Raw genomic sequence first — 15,532 nt, 5'->3', positions numbered from 1 at the left:
TTGAATGAGTGAAGTAGTACAAGTAACAGTTGCAGAAGAACAAAAAAGCGAGCGAATTGATAAATTCGTTGCAGAAATAAACGGTGAATGGTCACGTTCACAAGTACAACAATGGATTAAAGATGATGTTGTAACAGTTAATGGGAAATCGGTAAAAGTAAATTATAAAGTGAAAGAAAATGATGAAATCACAGTAACGATTCCTGATCCGGAAGAGTTAGATATTCAAGCAGAAGATATGAACTTAGAAATTTATTATGAAGATGCAGATGTACTCGTTGTTAATAAGCCGCGTGGTATGGTTGTACATCCAGCACCAGGTCATACAAGTGGTACGCTTGTGAACGGTCTTATGCACCACTGTACAGACTTATCAGGCATTAACGGTGTAATGCGTCCAGGTATCGTGCATCGTATTGATAAAGATACATCAGGCCTATTAATGGTCGCTAAAAATGATATGGCACACGAATCACTTGTAAATCAACTTGTAGCAAAAACAGTAACAAGACGTTACAAAGCGATTGTACACGGTGTTATTCCGCACGATAAGGGAACAATTGATGCTCCGATTGCTCGCGATAAGAAAGAGCGCCAAAGTATGACGGTTGATGAAAATGGTAAGCATGCTGTTACGCATTTCCAAGTGTTAGAGCGATTCAAAGATTTCACACTTGTAGAATGTCGCTTAGAAACAGGACGTACACACCAAATTCGTGTTCATATGAAATATATTGGTTATCCACTTGCGGGAGATCCAAAGTATGGACCAAAGAAAACATTAGACATGAATGGACAAGCACTTCACGCAGGTATTTTAGGGTTCGACCATCCTCGCACGGGTGAGTATATTCAGTTTGAGGCACCGATTCCGGAAGTGTTTGAAGATGCATTAAATATTTTACGAAAATAGTATTGACAAATCATAAGAAAACTGAGATACTGACAACAGTTAAATAATGATCCTTTAACACAGCCCCGTGAGGTTGAGAAGGTAACGGTTTGAAATACATAGGGTATGCTGTACCCTTTTTTCAAAAGTCCTCTCGCACACGCTGAGAGGACTTTTTTTATACCATTACTCTCACGCAAGAAAAAAGCTTGGAGGTGTAGAGCATGCAAGAGAAAGCAGTCGTTTTAGATGACCAAATGATTCGCCGCGCTTTAACACGAATTAGTCATGAAATCGTGGAACGAAATAAAGGTGTCGATAATTGTGTTCTTGTCGGAATTAAAACTCGTGGAATTTTTATTGCACAACGTTTGGCAGAACGAATTGGTCAAATTGAAGGAAAAGAAATGGAAGTTGGAGAGCTAGATATTACGTTATATCGTGATGATCTAACACTACAATCGAAAAATGAAGAACCACTTGTAAAAGGCTCTGATATCCCTGTAGATATTACGAAGAAAAAAGTTATCCTTGTAGATGATGTATTATATACAGGAAGAACAGTTCGAGCAGCAATGGATGCTCTTATGGATTTAGGTAGACCATCACAAATCCAACTGGCGGTTCTTGTTGATAGAGGTCATCGTGAACTACCAATTCGCGCTGATTATGTAGGAAAGAACATTCCAACATCAAGTGAAGAGCGTATCGAAGTTGATTTGCAAGAGACAGATCAACAAGATCGAGTAAGCATATACGATAAGTAAAGCCCTTTTAAATGTAGTCCTGTGAGGCTGCCAAAGGGTCTTGGCTTTCATATGTCAAATTTGGCATACGAAAGTGTAGGACTCTTTGTGCACAGGCACAAAGAGTTTTTTTATTGCAAAGAATGAAACTGAAGGAGGATGTAACAATGGAACAAAAGCCAGTGTTAGACGTTAATGAAGTACCAAAACCGGGAAAATGGTTATTTTTAAGTATACAACATTTGTTCGCGATGTTTGGATCAACAGTGCTTGTTCCGTTTTTAACAGGATTGAATCCGTCAGTAGCATTAATATCAAGTGGATTAGGAACGCTAGCGTTTCTTCTTATAACGAAAGGTCAAGTACCTGCCTATCTAGGGTCATCATTCGCCTTTATCGCACCGATAATAACAGCGAAAACAGCAGGTGGACCTGGAGCAGCAATGCTCGGTGGTTTGCTAGCAGGACTTGTGTACATCTTAATCTCACTCGGAATTAAGAAGTCAGGATCAGAGTGGATTATGAAATTACTTCCGCCAATCGTAGTTGGTCCAGTAGTAATGGTAATCGGTCTAGCTTTAGCACATACAGCAGTTAACATGGCGATGAACGGTGCGGATGGCAAATATAGCTTTACACACTTTTCAGTAGCGTTAGTAACGTTAGCAATTACAATTATCTGCTCTATATTCGGGAGAGGGTTTTTCAGTATCATACCAGTGTTACTAGGGATTGTCGGCGGATATATCTTCGCTTACTTCCAAGGGCTAGTAGACTTAAAGCCGGTAGCTGAGGCAAAATGGTTTGTTATACCAGATTTCACAGTACCATTTGTAACATATACGCCGGAGTTTTCGTGGAAGATTGTACTCCTGATGGTACCAGTTGCACTAGTAACAATTTCAGAGCATATCGGACATCAAATTGTACTTGGAAATGTTATTAAAAGAGATTTAATTGAAAAACCAGGTTTACACCGTTCAATCTTCGGTGATGGGGTAGCGACATTAATAGCGTCACTAATCGGTGGACCGCCGAATACGACGTATGGTGAAAACATCGGTGTGCTAGCAATTACGAGAGCATACAGTGTATACTTATTCATCGGTTCAGCAGTGTTTGCAATCATGTTCGGGTTTATCGGTAAGATTTCTGCACTGATTCATTCGATCCCAACACCGGTTATGGGTGGTGTATCAATCCTACTATTCGGTGTAATCGCATCAAGCGGATTACGCATGATGGTAGATGATAAAACAGACCTAAGTGACAAACGAAACTTAATGATTGCATCAGTGATACTAGTGATCGGTATTGGCGGAGCGGTACTTCACGTAGGAGAATCGTTCCAAGTAGAAGGAATGGCACTAGCAGCAATTGTAGGTGTACTATTAAATCTACTACTACCAGAAACGAAACAAATAAAACAATCTAAGCAAATTGCTTCATAATAATAACCTTTTAATTCAGTCCTGTGAGACCGAAAAGGGTGGCTTCTTTCTTGCACCCTAGTCTCACACGACTAGGGTATTTTTATACAAAGGTTGTTATAAATATACGAAAGTGGTAACATAAAAATTAGAAAGACGAGGGATGACGATGAGCCATTTGTTAACGATGAGTGAATTATCGGAAGTAGAAATTTCAGAAATCCTAAAAGACGCAGAAGATTTTGCGAATGGAAAAGAAAGCAAAACGACAGAGCAAACTTTTGTTGCGAACTTGTTCTTTGAGAATAGTACGAGAACGAGATTTAGCTTTGAGGTTGCTGAGAAGAGATTAGGACTTGATGTTTTAAACTTTTCAGCTGATGCATCTAGCGTACAAAAAGGAGAAACATTATACGATACGATAAGAACATTAGAATCAATCGGAACAAAAGCGGTAATCGTCCGCCATGAGCAAGATCGCTACTTCGATGAACTAAAAGATCAGGTGAATATCCCAATCTTAAATGCTGGAGATGGATGTGGAAACCACCCAACGCAGTGCCTACTCGATCTCCTTACAATTAAACAAGAGTTTGGAAGATTTGAAGGATTAAAGATTGCGATAGTAGGAGATGTTCGTCATAGCAGAGTAGCGCGTTCGAATGCAGAAGCATTAACGAAACTAGGTGCAACAATCTACTTTGCAAGTCCAGAAGAGTGGAAAGATGAAGATAGCACATTTGGAACATACAAACCATTAGATGAACTTGTTCCAGAAGTGGATGTAATGATGTTACTTCGTGTACAACATGAGCGTCATGATCATTATGAAACAGACATTATGAAAGAGTATCATGAGAAACACGGATTAACAGTGGAAAGAGAAAAGCGTATGAAAGAAGGAAGCATTATTATGCATCCAGCTCCTGTAAACCGTGATGTTGAAATTGCAAGTGAACTTGTTGAGTGTGAGCGTTCACGCATATTTAAACAAATGGAAAATGGAGTTTACGTAAGAATGGCTGTACTAAAACGCGCCTTACCAAATGTATTAGGAGGAATGAAACATGAATTACTTGTTTAAAAATGGTCGTTATATGAATGAAGAAGGAAAAATCGTAGCAACAGATCTTCTCGTACAAGACGGTAAAATCGCTAAGGTAGCAGAAAATATTACGGCAGATAATGCTGAAGTAATCGATGTGAACGGAAAGTTAATCGCGCCTGGATTAGTAGATGTACACGTACATCTTCGTGAACCAGGTGGTGAACATAAAGAAACAATTGAAACAGGTACACTAGCAGCGGCAAAAGGTGGATTCACTACAATTTGTGCAATGCCAAATACACGCCCAGTACCAGATTGCAGAGAACATATGGAAGACTTGCAAAATCGTATTAAAGAGAAAGCGCATGTCAACGTACTACCATACGGAGCAATTACAGTACGCCAAGCGGGTTCTGAAATGACAGATTTCGAAACATTAAAAGAACTTGGAGCATTTGCTTTCACTGATGACGGTGTGGGCGTACAAGATGCTAGCATGATGTTAGCAGCTATGAAACGTGCAGCGAAATTAAATATGGCAGTAGTTGCACACTGTGAAGAGAATACTCTTATTAATAAAGGTTGTGTACATGAAGGGAAGTTTTCTGAGAAACACGGATTAAACGGTATCCCATCAGTATGTGAATCTGTACATATTGCAAGGGATATATTGCTTGCTGAAGCGGCAGATTGTCACTATCACGTATGTCACGTAAGTACGAAAGGCTCTGTACGCGTAATTCGTGATGCAAAACGCGCTGGAATTAAAGTAACAGCAGAAGTAACACCTCATCACTTAGTGTTATGTGAAGATGATATCCCATCAGCTGATCCTAACTTTAAAATGAACCCACCGCTTCGTGGAAAAGAAGATCACACAGCACTAATTGAAGGTTTACTAGATGGAACAATCGATATGATCGCAACTGATCATGCACCGCATACAGCAGAAGAGAAAGCACAAGGAATTGAAAGAGCACCATTCGGAATTACTGGTTTTGAAACAGCATTCCCGCTTTTATACACAAACCTTGTGAAAAAAGGAATTATTACATTAGAACAATTAATTCAATTCTTAACAGAAAAGCCAGCTGATACATTCGGCTTAGAAGTAGGTCGCCTGAAAGAAGGTAGAACAGCTGATATTACAATCATTGATTTAGAACAAGAAGAAGAGATTGATCCAACAACATTCTTATCAAAAGGAAAAAATACACCATTCGCAGGTTGGAAGTGCCAAGGATGGCCGGTAATGACAATCGTTGGTGGTAAGATCGCATGGCAAAAGGAGAGTGCATTAGTATGAAAAGACAACTTATCTTAGAAGATGGAACAGTATTAATTGGAAAAGGTTTCGGAGGAGAAATCGAAAAGTCAGGTGAGGTTGTATTTACAACAGGAATGACTGGATATCAAGAAACATTATCTGATCCATCATATTGCGGTCAAATCGTAACATTCACGTACCCATTAATCGGAAACTACGGCATCAACCGTGACGATTTTGAATCGATTCACCCTTCTGTAAATGGTTTAATCGTAAACGAAATTTGTGATCATCCATCAAACTTCCGTAATGAAATTTCGTTAAATGACTACTTAAAAGAAAGAAACATCCCAGGATTAGCAGGGATTGATACGAGAAAATTAACGAGAAAAATTCGTCAATACGGTACATTACGCGGACGCCTTTGTAACATGGATGCAGATGTAGAGTACATTGTGAGCCAATTAAAAGCGACAGTATTTACAGATCATGTAAAACGCGTATCAACGAAAGATCCATACCCAAGCCCAGGCCGCGGACATCGCGTTGTACTTGTAGACTTCGGTATGAAACATGGTATTTTACGAGAATTAAATAAACGTGACTGTGATGTAATTGTAGTTCCTTACAACACAACAGCAGAAGAGATTTTACGACTTAGCCCAGATGGAATTATGTTAAGTAACGGACCTGGGGACCCAAAAGATGTACCAGAAGCAATTGAAATGTTAAAAGACATTATCGGTAAAGTTCCTTTATTCGGAATTTGCCTAGGACATCAATTGTTCGCGCTAGCATCTGGTGCGAATACAAGTAAATTGAAATTCGGTCACCGTGGTTTAAACCATCCAGTAAAACATATTGCAACTGGAAAAGTAGCAATTACATCTCAAAACCATGGTTACGCAGTAGAAGAAGAGTCAGTTAAAAATACAGAACTTGAAATTACACATGTCGCTTTAAATGATGGAACAGTAGAAGGTCTTCGTCATACGAAGTTCCCAGCATTTACAGTTCAATATCATCCAGAAGCTTCAGCAGGACCAGAAGATGCAAACGATTTATTCGAAGATTTCTTAGCAATGATTGAAAACTTCAAGAAAGAAGGGGAAGAGTTATGCCAAAACGCCTAGACATTAACACAATTTTAGTAATCGGATCGGGACCAATTGTAATTGGGCAAGCAGCGGAGTTTGACTACTCTGGTACACAAGCCTGTCAATCTCTTAGAGAAGAAGGTTACAAAGTAATCCTTGTTAACTCTAACCCAGCAACAATTATGACAGATACTGCAACAGCAGATAAAGTATATATAGAACCATTAACACTAGAATTCGTAAGCCGTATCATTCGTAAAGAACGTCCAGATGCAATCTTACCAACATTAGGTGGTCAAACAGGTTTAAACATGGCTGTTGAACTTGCGAAATCAGGCATACTTGAAGAGTGTGGAGTTGAAATTTTAGGAACAAAATTATCAGCAATTGAGCAAGCAGAAGATCGTGATTTATTCCGTACATTAATGCAGGAATTAAATGAACCAATTCCATCTAGTACAATTATTCATACGCTAGAAGAAGCACAAGAATTTGTAAAAGAAATTGGATATCCAGTTATTGTTCGCCCTGCATTTACAATGGGTGGAACAGGTGGCGGAATCTGTAGTAATGAAGAAGAACTAATTGAAATCGTATCAGGTGGATTAAAACATAGTCCGGTAACACAATGTTTATTAGAGAAAAGTATTGCTGGTTGTAAGGAAATTGAATATGAAGTAATGCGTGATTCAAATGATAACGCGATTGTAGTATGTAACATGGAAAATATCGATCCAGTTGGAGTTCACACAGGTGATTCTATCGTTGTAGCACCAAGCCAAACATTAAGTGACCGTGAATACCAAATGTTACGTAACACTTCATTACGAATTATTCGTGCATTAGGAATTGAAGGTGGATGTAACGTTCAGCTTGCACTTGATCCACATAGCTTCCAATACTATGTAATCGAAGTAAACCCGCGTGTAAGTCGTTCATCTGCACTAGCATCTAAAGCAACTGGATATCCAATTGCGAAGCTAGCGGCAAAAATTGCAGTCGGTTTAACGTTAGATGAAATTATAAATCCAGTAACACAAAAAACATACGCTTGTTTCGAACCAGCATTAGACTATGTTGTTTCAAAGATTCCACGCTGGCCATTTGATAAGTTTGAATCAGCGAACAGAACACTTGGAACGCAAATGAAAGCAACTGGTGAAGTTATGTCAATCGGACGTAACTTAGAAGAATCATTATTAAAAGCGGTTCGTTCTTTAGAGCTAGGTATTTATCACCTAGAATTAGACCACTTAAAAGAACTTGATAAAGAAACAATGAAAAAACGTATTATAAAAGCTGATGATGAGCGACTGTTTATCGTAGCTGAAGCAATTCGTCAAGGTGTAACGAAAGAAGAAATCAACGATTGGTGTGAAATGGACTTCTTCTTCTTACAAAAAGTAGAAAATATCGTAAACATGGAACGCGAAGTAAAAGCGAATGTAGGAAATATGGAAGTACTACAAACTGCGAAAGAAATGGGCTTCAGTGACCATTACATCGCTAATGCTTGGAACAAAACAGAGCGTGAAATTTACGATATGCGTAAAGAAAGCAATATAACTCCGGTTTATAAAATGGTAGATACTTGTGCGGCAGAGTTTGAATCTGCAACACCATACTACTACAGCACATATGGTGACGAGAATGAATCGGTTAGAACAGATCGTAAGAGTGTAGTAGTTCTAGGGTCTGGTCCGATCCGTATCGGTCAAGGTGTTGAGTTTGACTATGCAACAGTTCACTCAGTATGGGCAATTAAAGAAGCTGGATATGAGGCAATCATTGTTAATAACAACCCAGAAACAGTTTCAACAGACTTCAGTATTTCTGACAAATTATACTTTGAACCATTAACGATTGAAGATGTAATGCACATTATCGATTTAGAAAAACCAGAAGGTGTTATCGTTCAGTTCGGTGGACAAACGGCAATTAACTTAGCTGCTAAATTAGAAGCTCACGGTGTGAAAATCTTAGGAACATCACTTGAAGATTTAGATCGCGCAGAAGATCGTGATAAGTTTGAAGCAGCGCTAACACAGCTTGGTATCCCGCAACCAGTTGGTAAAACAGCAACGACTGTAGAGCAAGCAGTAGCAATCGCTGACAAAATTGGTTACCCAGTATTAGTAAGACCATCTTACGTACTAGGTGGACGCGCGATGGAAATCGTATATCGTCAAGAAGAACTGTTGCACTACATGAAAAATGCAGTTAAAGTTCACGCTGATCACCCAGTATTAATCGACCGTTACATGGTTGGTAAAGAAATTGAAGTAGATGCAATTTCAGACGGTGAGAATGTATTCATTCCAGGTATTATGGAACATATTGAACGTGCTGGAGTTCACTCTGGTGACTCAATTGGAGTATATCCACCACAAAGCTTATCTGACAAATTAAAAGAACAAATTATTGAACATACAATTGCACTTGGAAAAGGATTAAACATTGTTGGATTACTAAACATCCAGTTTGTAGTATTCGAAGATCAAGTGTATGTAATCGAAGTAAACCCACGTGCGAGCCGTACAGTACCATTCTTAAGTAAAATTACAGGTGTACCAATGGCGAACGTTGCAACGAAAGTTATTTTAGGGCAAGATCTAGTAGCGCAAGGATACGGAACTGGTTATCATCCAGAAGAGAAAGAAGTATATGTAAAAGCTCCGGTATTCTCATTCGCGAAACTACGCTCAGTTGATACAACATTAGGACCTGAAATGAAATCAACAGGGGAAGTAATGGGTAAAGACTTAACGCTTGAAAAAGCATTATACAAAGGATTAGTTGCTTCTGGAATTAACATCCCAACCCACGGATCAGTAATCATTACTGTAGCAGATAAAGATAAAGAAGAGGCAATGGAAATTGCAAAACGTTTCCACGAAATCGGTTATAACTTATTAGCAACAGCTGGAACAGCACAATCGTTAGCAGAGCAAAATATCCCAGTACAAGTTGTAAACAAAATTGATTCTGAAGACTACAACTTACTAGATATTATCCGTCAAGGAAAAGCACAGTTTGTAATCAATACGCTAACAAAAGGTAAACAGCCAGCGCGTGATGGTTTCCGCATTCGCCGTGAATCAGTAGAAAATGGTGTAGCTTGCTTAACATCACTTGATACAACGAGAGCAATCTTACGAGTATTAGAATCTATGACATTCTCAGCTCATTCAATGAAAGAAATTACGCAAACAAAGCGTCACGAGGTGGTACATGCATGATGCAAAAGCAAAATATGATCGTCGTTAATCAAAAAGAAATCGCAAAAAACATTTACGAATTAGTGCTTCAAGGAACATTAGTACAGCAAATGAACGAACCAGGGCAGTTTGTACACATTAAGGTAGCAGAGGGCATTGCGCCCCTGCTGCGCCGCCCAATTAGTATTTGTAATGTAGATCAAGAGAAGAACGAATTTACAATGCTATACCGTGCGGAAGGACAAGGGACAAAAACATTAGCAACTAGAAAACAAGGTGAATTGGTAGACGTACTAGGACCATTAGGACACGGTTTTCCTGTAGAAGAAGCAGAAGCTGGTCAAACAGCTTTACTAGTAGGCGGGGGAATTGGTGTACCACCACTTTATGAATTATCACAGCGCCTTGTTGCAAAAGGGGTACGCGTAATTCACATCCTAGGTTTTCAAACGAAAGATGTAGTTTTCTATGAAGAGAAATTTGCAGAACTTGGTGATACGTACGTTGCGACAGTAGACGGTACACACGGTACAAAAGGATTTGTCACAGATGTAATTGATAATTACGGAATTGACTTTGATATTCTTTATTCATGTGGTCCGTTAGCGATGCTTCGTGCATTAGAAGGACGTTACAAAGAGAAAAAAGCTTATATTTCTTTAGAAGAACGTATGGGCTGTGGTATTGGAGCTTGTTTCGCATGTGTATGCCACTTACAAGAAGATCCAAGTGGACATTCTTACAAGAAGGTGTGTAGCGACGGACCAGTATTTCCAATCGGGGAGGTTGTACTATGAACAGATTGCAAGTTGAATTACCGGGATTATCATTAAAAAATCCAATTATACCGGCATCTGGATGCTTTGGGTTTGGTCGTGAATATGCACAGTTTTACGATTTAAGTGTACTAGGATCAATCATGATTAAAGCGACGACAGAACAACCACGTTATGGAAATCCGACGCCTCGTGTTGCTGAAACACCGGGCGGTATGTTAAATGCAATCGGACTTCAAAACCCAGGGTTAGAAAAAGTAATGAATTCTGAATTACCATGGTTAGAACAATTTGATCTTCCAATCATTGCGAACGTTGCAGGCTCACAAGCTGAGGATTACGTAGCGGTTGCAAAAGAAATTTCTAAAGCGCCTAATGTCCATGCACTAGAATTAAATATTTCTTGTCCGAACGTAAAAACAGGTGGTATCGCCTTTGGTACAAATCCTGAAATTGCTGCTGATTTAACGAAGCGAGTAAAAGAGGTTTCTGAAGTACCTGTATACGTGAAGTTGTCACCGAACGTGGCAAATATTGTGGAAATTGCAAAAGCGATTGAAAATGCAGGTGCAGATGGTTTAACGATGATTAATACATTGCTTGGTATGCGTCTAGATTTAAAAACAGCTAAACCAATTTTAGCAAACCGTACAGGTGGATTATCAGGTCCTGCGATTAAGCCAGTAGCAATTCGTATGGTACATGAAGTAAGCCAAGCGGTAAACATTCCGATTATCGGAATGGGTGGTATTGAGACAGCGGAAGATGTAATTGAATTCTTCTATGCTGGCGCAAGCGCAGTTGCAGTAGGTACAGCGAACTTTATTGATCCGTTCGTATGTCCGACAATTATTGAAGAGTTACCAGCATTACTAGATGAATTAGGATTTGATCACATTTCGGAATGTCAAGGAAGGAGCTGGAAGCAAACATGTCACAGTCGTTAATCGTTGCATTAGATTTTCCAGGGAAACAAGATGTAGAACAATTCTTGCGCCACTTTGAAGGGGAAGAGTTATTTGTCAAAGTTGGTATGGAGTTATTTTACAAAGAAGGCCCTGCGATTATTACGTACTTAAAAGAAAAAGGACATAAGATTTTTCTAGATTTAAAACTTCATGATATTCCGAATACAGTAAAAAGCGCTATGCGTAGCCTAGCTAGTCTAGATGTTGATCTGGTAAATGTTCATGCTGCTGGGGGAAGCAGTATGATGAAAGCTGCGATTGAGGGATTAGAGGAAGGTAAGCAAGAAGGAAAAGAGAGACCGATTTGTATTGCAGTTACACAACTAACAAGCACTTCGGAAGCTATGATGAAAAAAGAGATCGGCATTGAGAAAACGTTAGAAGAAGCGGTTGCTCATTATGCAAAATTAACGAAAGAAAGTGGACTTGATGGCGTTGTTTGTTCAACGCTTGAAGTTCCAAAATTACGTGAAGTATGCGGAAATGAATTTGTAACAGTAACACCGGGGATTCGTCTTGCAAGCGATGATGTAAATGACCAGGTGCGCGTAGCAACACCGAAACGTGCGAGGGAACTTGGCTCAAGCTACATCGTAGTTGGACGTAGTATTACAAAAGCAGAAAATCCGCTTGAAGCGTATAAAACAGTAAAACAACAGTGGGAAGGTGTAACAGTATGAAAAAAGAAATCGCATCGCATTTATTAGAAATTGGAGCAGTATTTTTACAACCGAATGATCCATTCACATGGTCTTCAGGTATGAAATCACCAATTTATTGTGATAACCGTTTAACTTTATCTTATCCAAAAGTACGTCAAGCGATTGCAGCTGGATTAGAAGAGTTAATTAAAGAGCACTTCCCAACTGTAGAAGTTATTGCAGGAACAGCAACTGCTGGTATTGCGCACGCTGCATGGGTAAGCGATCGTATGGATTTACCAATGTGCTACGTACGTAGTAAAGCAAAAGGTCACGGTAAAGGGAACCAAATCGAAGGAAAAGCTGAAAAAGGTCAAAAAGTAGTAGTAGTAGAAGATTTAATTTCAACTGGCGGTAGTGCAATTACATGTGTAGAAGCACTTCGCGAAGCTGGTTGCGAAGTATTAGGAATCGTATCAATCTTCACATACGAGCTTGAAGCAGGAAAAGAAAAACTAGAAGCAGCTAACGTGGCATCATACTCTTTAAGCGACTACAGTGCATTAACTGAAGTAGCGGCAGAAAAAGGTATGATCGGACAAGCTGAAACGAAAAAATTACAAGAGTGGCGTAAAAATCCAGCTAACGAAGCTTGGATCACAGCGTAACACGAAAAAATGACCGCGGGGGAACGCGGTCGTCTTTTTTTATAGCACTGTTAAAACTTCATGTAAAGAACATATAGTAGGAATATCGTACTTGAGTTGCGATTTATCCCGATTTAACCATATCCCTTGCATCCCAGCTGCTGTACTACTAATTGCATCAGTCTTTAATCGATCGCCAATATAATAGCAATCTTTCATTTCAAGATTCGATTGTAATACAGCTCTTTGAAAAATTTCAGGGTCTGGTTTCGATATCCCAATTTCACTAGAAGTAAATATATATTTAAAATATTGTAGAATGTTTAGAGTAGTTAACTTTTCGACTTGTTGCTCATAGTCACCATTGCTAATGATACCTAATGTGTGTCCTTCTTGCTGCAAGGCATGTAATGTATAGTGTACATCTTCAAACGCGGTCCAGTTGTTCTTATAAAGTTTTATATATTGATTGAATCTGTGCTGAGATTCCTCGGGGGATAAGTTTACTCTATATGCTTTAAATAAATGATACATTCGCATCCTTTGTTGTTTTTGAAAAGATAATTCCTTGGATAAAAATTTGTTGAAATATTTTTCGGATAATTCATGCCATAGCTTCATAGCCTCTAATTCGTTTCCTAAAAAAATATCATTATACTTTTGGAAGAAATGTGAGATACCATTCTTCTCAGCGGTGTCGTAATCAAATAAGGTTCCATCAATATCAAAGAAAATCATATGATAATCTCCTTGCTAACAACTATTTAGCGTTTTGCCGCAACCTCATAACCTCTTACAAACAATAGAGTCATATAAGAAACAATAAATGAAAAGATGCTGTACATGCCAACCCAAAAGAAGAATTGTGGAGTGAAGGCGATAACACCTATTATTAAAAAACTAGCAAACGTTACAATCGGCATTACGTAATACGTTTTCGTCTTGCGTGTTCCAATAACAGAAACGATAAAGATAAGTAATGGACAAATTAATAAGACGAAAATCAATTCATTCATAGTTATGTCTCCTTTTCTAATGGAAGTAATCTGTTTCTCGTAAACGTTTTTAAAAAATACTCTCTTAATATAACTTCGCTAACATGTATATAATCCCTTTTGAAAGTCAGTAATAAATGCTGGATTTCATAATAAAAAGCGTAAGCAAGAGAAAACTTGCTTACGCTATAGAATAAACATCGCAACGAATGTGGTGACAATTAAGCCAATCACAACTGGTAAAAAGTTTCGGCGTGCGAGTTCAAATGGATCCACTTTACAAATGGCAGCGGCAGGAATAAGTGCCCAAGGAATTAAAGTCCCGCCTCCGGTCCATATGGCAGCAATTTGCCCGAGTGCTGTTAATGTAGCTGTTCCATGCCCAAGTGCTGTTCCGAAAAGATTGGCAATTGAACCAGCAAGTGATATACCAGAAAAGCCAGATCCATCTAATCCTGTTATGACACCAACGATAGTTAAAGTTCCAGCCGATACATATTGATTTAAAGGAACTGTTTGAGACAAAGCGATTCCTAAGTCGTTAATGAGTCCGTGTGAACCTTTCGGTAAATAGTCTCCGATAATTTTTACCAAACCGCTATCTCCTAAATAAAAGAGTGCAGCAATTGGGATAACTGGACCAAAGATTTTAAATCCGAATTGGAGCCCTTCTATAAAATAATCGGTCGTTTTATTTAGTCCATTTCCTTTATAGGCGATGAGAGAAATGATGATAATCATAATAACAGTCGTCCCGCCGATAAGTGCAGTTGCGTCGCTTCCTTGTAGTTTAAATTGAATCATGCAAAGGATATCGATGGTATATACGATCGGGATGCAAATAGCAAGCCATTTTTTGTCCGAGGAGATAATGAAGTGAGCGTTTTAGAAGACGCAGTTGATGGAATAGATTCTTGTATGGATAAGCCTGTATGAAATTCTTTTCGTAAGAAGAAAAATGCGACGGAAGTTGTTACAATGCCCATAACAATTACGAGAGGAACACTGGCAGAAACAACGCTAGAAACAGGAAGACCAGCAGCATCCGCGGTTAATTTCGGTGCACCTTGAATAACGAAGTCTCCAGATAAGGCGATGCCGTGTCCGAATAAATTCATAGCAATGGCAACTCCAATTGGAGGAAGGCCGACGCGTACAGCGACGGGTAATAAAATAGCTCCCATTAAAGCGACAGCTGGAGAAGGCCAAAAGAAGAAAGAAATTGTCATCATTAAAAGGCCGATAATCCAATAGGCGAGGGTAGGGGTACGAATCATCTTTGTAAACGGTGAAATCATCGTATCATTTATACCAGTATGAACGAGTAGATTGCTCATTGATACGATAATGGAGATGATTAATATAGTTGGTAATAGTTCAGTAATAGCATAAATGAAACTTTGAAAAATACCGCTAATGGCAAGAGGAATAGAACTTGTAGCAGTTAATGCTAATAAAAAGATAAAAACGATACAAATAATCGTCGTATCTTTCCGGAGAATAAAAAAGGTAATGATAGTGAGTAGACAAAGAATATAGAGAGCATGCAACAGCGTTAATTCAACTCCCATAACATTCACATCCTTTAGGCGTTCGTGTAGTTTATTGTATGAAAGCAGTGAAAGTATGTGAGTATAGGAAAAAGAAAAAGTAAAATTTCATGTACTGTAATGGTAAGAACGATAAATGGATGTTAAAATACAAATAATCCTAAAAATGGAATTAAATGAGGGCTTATGCGCAAAAAAATTAGATTTTGGGGATTTATCCCGCATTAACGGGCAGTAAGACCCCCACCTCAAAATTC

Annotated in this window: 13 protein-coding genes and 1 pseudogene; 11 read left to right on the top strand and 3 right to left on the bottom strand. The window is 38.8% G+C overall.

Annotated features, from left to right (window positions below):
• Positions 1-4 precede the first annotated feature (4 nt).
• The 11 genes from AC3WVA_RS00945 to pyrE all read left to right on the top strand — a co-directional run bounded on the left by AC3WVA_RS00945 (position 5) and on the right by pyrE (position 12,751).
• Positions 5-913 (top strand): RluA family pseudouridine synthase, encoded by a 909-nt coding sequence (locus AC3WVA_RS00945; protein WP_001980601.1) that lies wholly within the window; start codon positions 5-7, stop codon positions 911-913.
• 203 nt (positions 914-1,116) lie between these two features.
• Positions 1,117-1,659, top strand: a complete 543-nt coding sequence (pyrR, locus tag AC3WVA_RS00940) for a bifunctional pyrimidine operon transcriptional regulator/uracil phosphoribosyltransferase (protein ID WP_001156490.1) — start codon at positions 1,117-1,119, stop codon at positions 1,657-1,659.
• 146 nt (positions 1,660-1,805) lie between these two features.
• Positions 1,806-3,089 (top strand): uracil permease, encoded by a 1,284-nt coding sequence (uraA, locus tag AC3WVA_RS00935; protein WP_044795371.1) that lies wholly within the window; start codon positions 1,806-1,808, stop codon positions 3,087-3,089.
• Between the two features lie 148 nt (positions 3,090-3,237).
• Positions 3,238-4,152 carry an aspartate carbamoyltransferase gene (pyrB, locus tag AC3WVA_RS00930; protein ID WP_097844198.1) on the top strand — a complete coding sequence of 305 codons (915 nt, stop codon included), beginning with the start codon at positions 3,238-3,240 and terminating at the stop codon, positions 4,150-4,152.
• A complete protein-coding gene (gene pyrC / locus AC3WVA_RS00925; RefSeq protein WP_098344992.1) occupies positions 4,136-5,422 on the top strand; it encodes a dihydroorotase in 1,287 nt (428 codons plus the stop codon). Before pyrB ends, pyrC begins: the two co-directional genes overlap by 17 nt.
• On the top strand, positions 5,419-6,516 hold the full coding sequence (locus tag AC3WVA_RS00920; protein WP_098344993.1) for a carbamoyl phosphate synthase small subunit: 1,098 nt from the start codon (positions 5,419-5,421) through the stop codon (positions 6,514-6,516). The genes pyrC and AC3WVA_RS00920 overlap by 4 nt, the downstream gene beginning before the upstream one ends.
• The gene (gene carB, locus AC3WVA_RS00915) at positions 6,501-9,719 is read left to right on the top strand and encodes a carbamoyl-phosphate synthase large subunit (RefSeq protein ID WP_048530577.1); all 3,219 of its coding nucleotides are present in this window, start codon (positions 6,501-6,503) and stop codon (positions 9,717-9,719) included. Before AC3WVA_RS00920 ends, carB begins: the two co-directional genes overlap by 16 nt.
• On the top strand, positions 9,716-10,495 hold the full coding sequence (pyrK, locus tag AC3WVA_RS00910; protein WP_000983353.1) for a dihydroorotate oxidase B electron transfer subunit: 780 nt from the start codon (positions 9,716-9,718) through the stop codon (positions 10,493-10,495). The genes carB and pyrK overlap by 4 nt, the downstream gene beginning before the upstream one ends.
• Positions 10,492-11,421, top strand: coding sequence for a dihydroorotate oxidase B catalytic subunit (gene pyrD / locus AC3WVA_RS00905; RefSeq protein ID WP_001081057.1), 930 nt, complete (start codon positions 10,492-10,494; stop codon positions 11,419-11,421). The genes pyrK and pyrD overlap by 4 nt, the downstream gene beginning before the upstream one ends.
• Positions 11,406-12,122, top strand: coding sequence for an orotidine-5'-phosphate decarboxylase (gene pyrF, locus AC3WVA_RS00900; protein ID WP_098344995.1), 717 nt, complete (start codon positions 11,406-11,408; stop codon positions 12,120-12,122). Before pyrD ends, pyrF begins: the two co-directional genes overlap by 16 nt.
• Positions 12,119-12,751 carry an orotate phosphoribosyltransferase gene (pyrE, locus tag AC3WVA_RS00895; RefSeq protein ID WP_000711449.1) on the top strand — a complete coding sequence of 211 codons (633 nt, stop codon included), beginning with the start codon at positions 12,119-12,121 and terminating at the stop codon, positions 12,749-12,751. The genes pyrF and pyrE overlap by 4 nt, the downstream gene beginning before the upstream one ends.
• 39 nt (positions 12,752-12,790) lie before the next feature.
• Here pyrE and AC3WVA_RS00890 read toward each other — a convergent pair whose 3' ends face one another.
• The 3 genes and pseudogenes from AC3WVA_RS00890 to AC3WVA_RS00880 form a co-directional block, all read right to left on the bottom strand.
• On the bottom strand, positions 12,791-13,468 hold the full coding sequence (locus AC3WVA_RS00890; RefSeq protein WP_098344996.1) for an HAD family hydrolase: 678 nt from the start codon (positions 13,466-13,468) through the stop codon (positions 12,791-12,793).
• 26 nt (positions 13,469-13,494) lie between these two features.
• Positions 13,495-13,746 (bottom strand): YbeF family protein, encoded by a 252-nt coding sequence (locus AC3WVA_RS00885; RefSeq protein WP_098344997.1) that lies wholly within the window; start codon positions 13,744-13,746, stop codon positions 13,495-13,497.
• A 165-nt stretch (positions 13,747-13,911) separates the two neighbouring features.
• A pseudogene (locus AC3WVA_RS00880) lies at positions 13,912-15,296 on the bottom strand (hypothetical protein).
• Between the last annotated feature and the right edge of the window lie 236 nt (positions 15,297-15,532).

Source organism: Bacillus sp. EB106-04-02-XG92 (assembly GCF_058791995.1).
Note: the sequence above shows the minus strand (reverse complement) of the source record. Positions and strands in the feature narration are given on the sequence as shown.

What these genes read in the sequence shown, in the direction of transcription:
- pyrB (WP_097844198.1), top strand. Translation starts at nt 3,238, where the DNA reads ATGAGCCATTTGTTAACGATGAGTGAATTATCGGAAGTAGAAATTTCA.
- carB (WP_048530577.1), top strand. Translation starts at nt 6,501, where the DNA reads ATGCCAAAACGCCTAGACATTAACACAATTTTAGTAATCGGATCGGGA.
- AC3WVA_RS00885 (WP_098344997.1), bottom strand. Translation starts at nt 13,746, where the DNA reads ATGAATGAATTGATTTTCGTCTTATTAATTTGTCCATTACTTATCTTT.
- AC3WVA_RS00890 (WP_098344996.1), bottom strand. Translation starts at nt 13,468, where the DNA reads ATGATTTTCTTTGATATTGATGGAACCTTATTTGATTACGACACCGCT.
- uraA (WP_044795371.1), top strand. Translation starts at nt 1,806, where the DNA reads ATGGAACAAAAGCCAGTGTTAGACGTTAATGAAGTACCAAAACCGGGA.
- pyrE (WP_000711449.1), top strand. Translation starts at nt 12,119, where the DNA reads ATGAAAAAAGAAATCGCATCGCATTTATTAGAAATTGGAGCAGTATTT.
- pyrF (WP_098344995.1), top strand. Translation starts at nt 11,406, where the DNA reads ATGTCACAGTCGTTAATCGTTGCATTAGATTTTCCAGGGAAACAAGAT.
- AC3WVA_RS00920 (WP_098344993.1), top strand. Translation starts at nt 5,419, where the DNA reads ATGAAAAGACAACTTATCTTAGAAGATGGAACAGTATTAATTGGAAAA.
- pyrD (WP_001081057.1), top strand. Translation starts at nt 10,492, where the DNA reads ATGAACAGATTGCAAGTTGAATTACCGGGATTATCATTAAAAAATCCA.
- pyrK (WP_000983353.1), top strand. Translation starts at nt 9,716, where the DNA reads ATGATGCAAAAGCAAAATATGATCGTCGTTAATCAAAAAGAAATCGCA.
- pyrR (WP_001156490.1), top strand. Translation starts at nt 1,117, where the DNA reads ATGCAAGAGAAAGCAGTCGTTTTAGATGACCAAATGATTCGCCGCGCT.
- AC3WVA_RS00945 (WP_001980601.1), top strand. Translation starts at nt 5, where the DNA reads ATGAGTGAAGTAGTACAAGTAACAGTTGCAGAAGAACAAAAAAGCGAG.
- pyrC (WP_098344992.1), top strand. Translation starts at nt 4,136, where the DNA reads ATGAATTACTTGTTTAAAAATGGTCGTTATATGAATGAAGAAGGAAAA.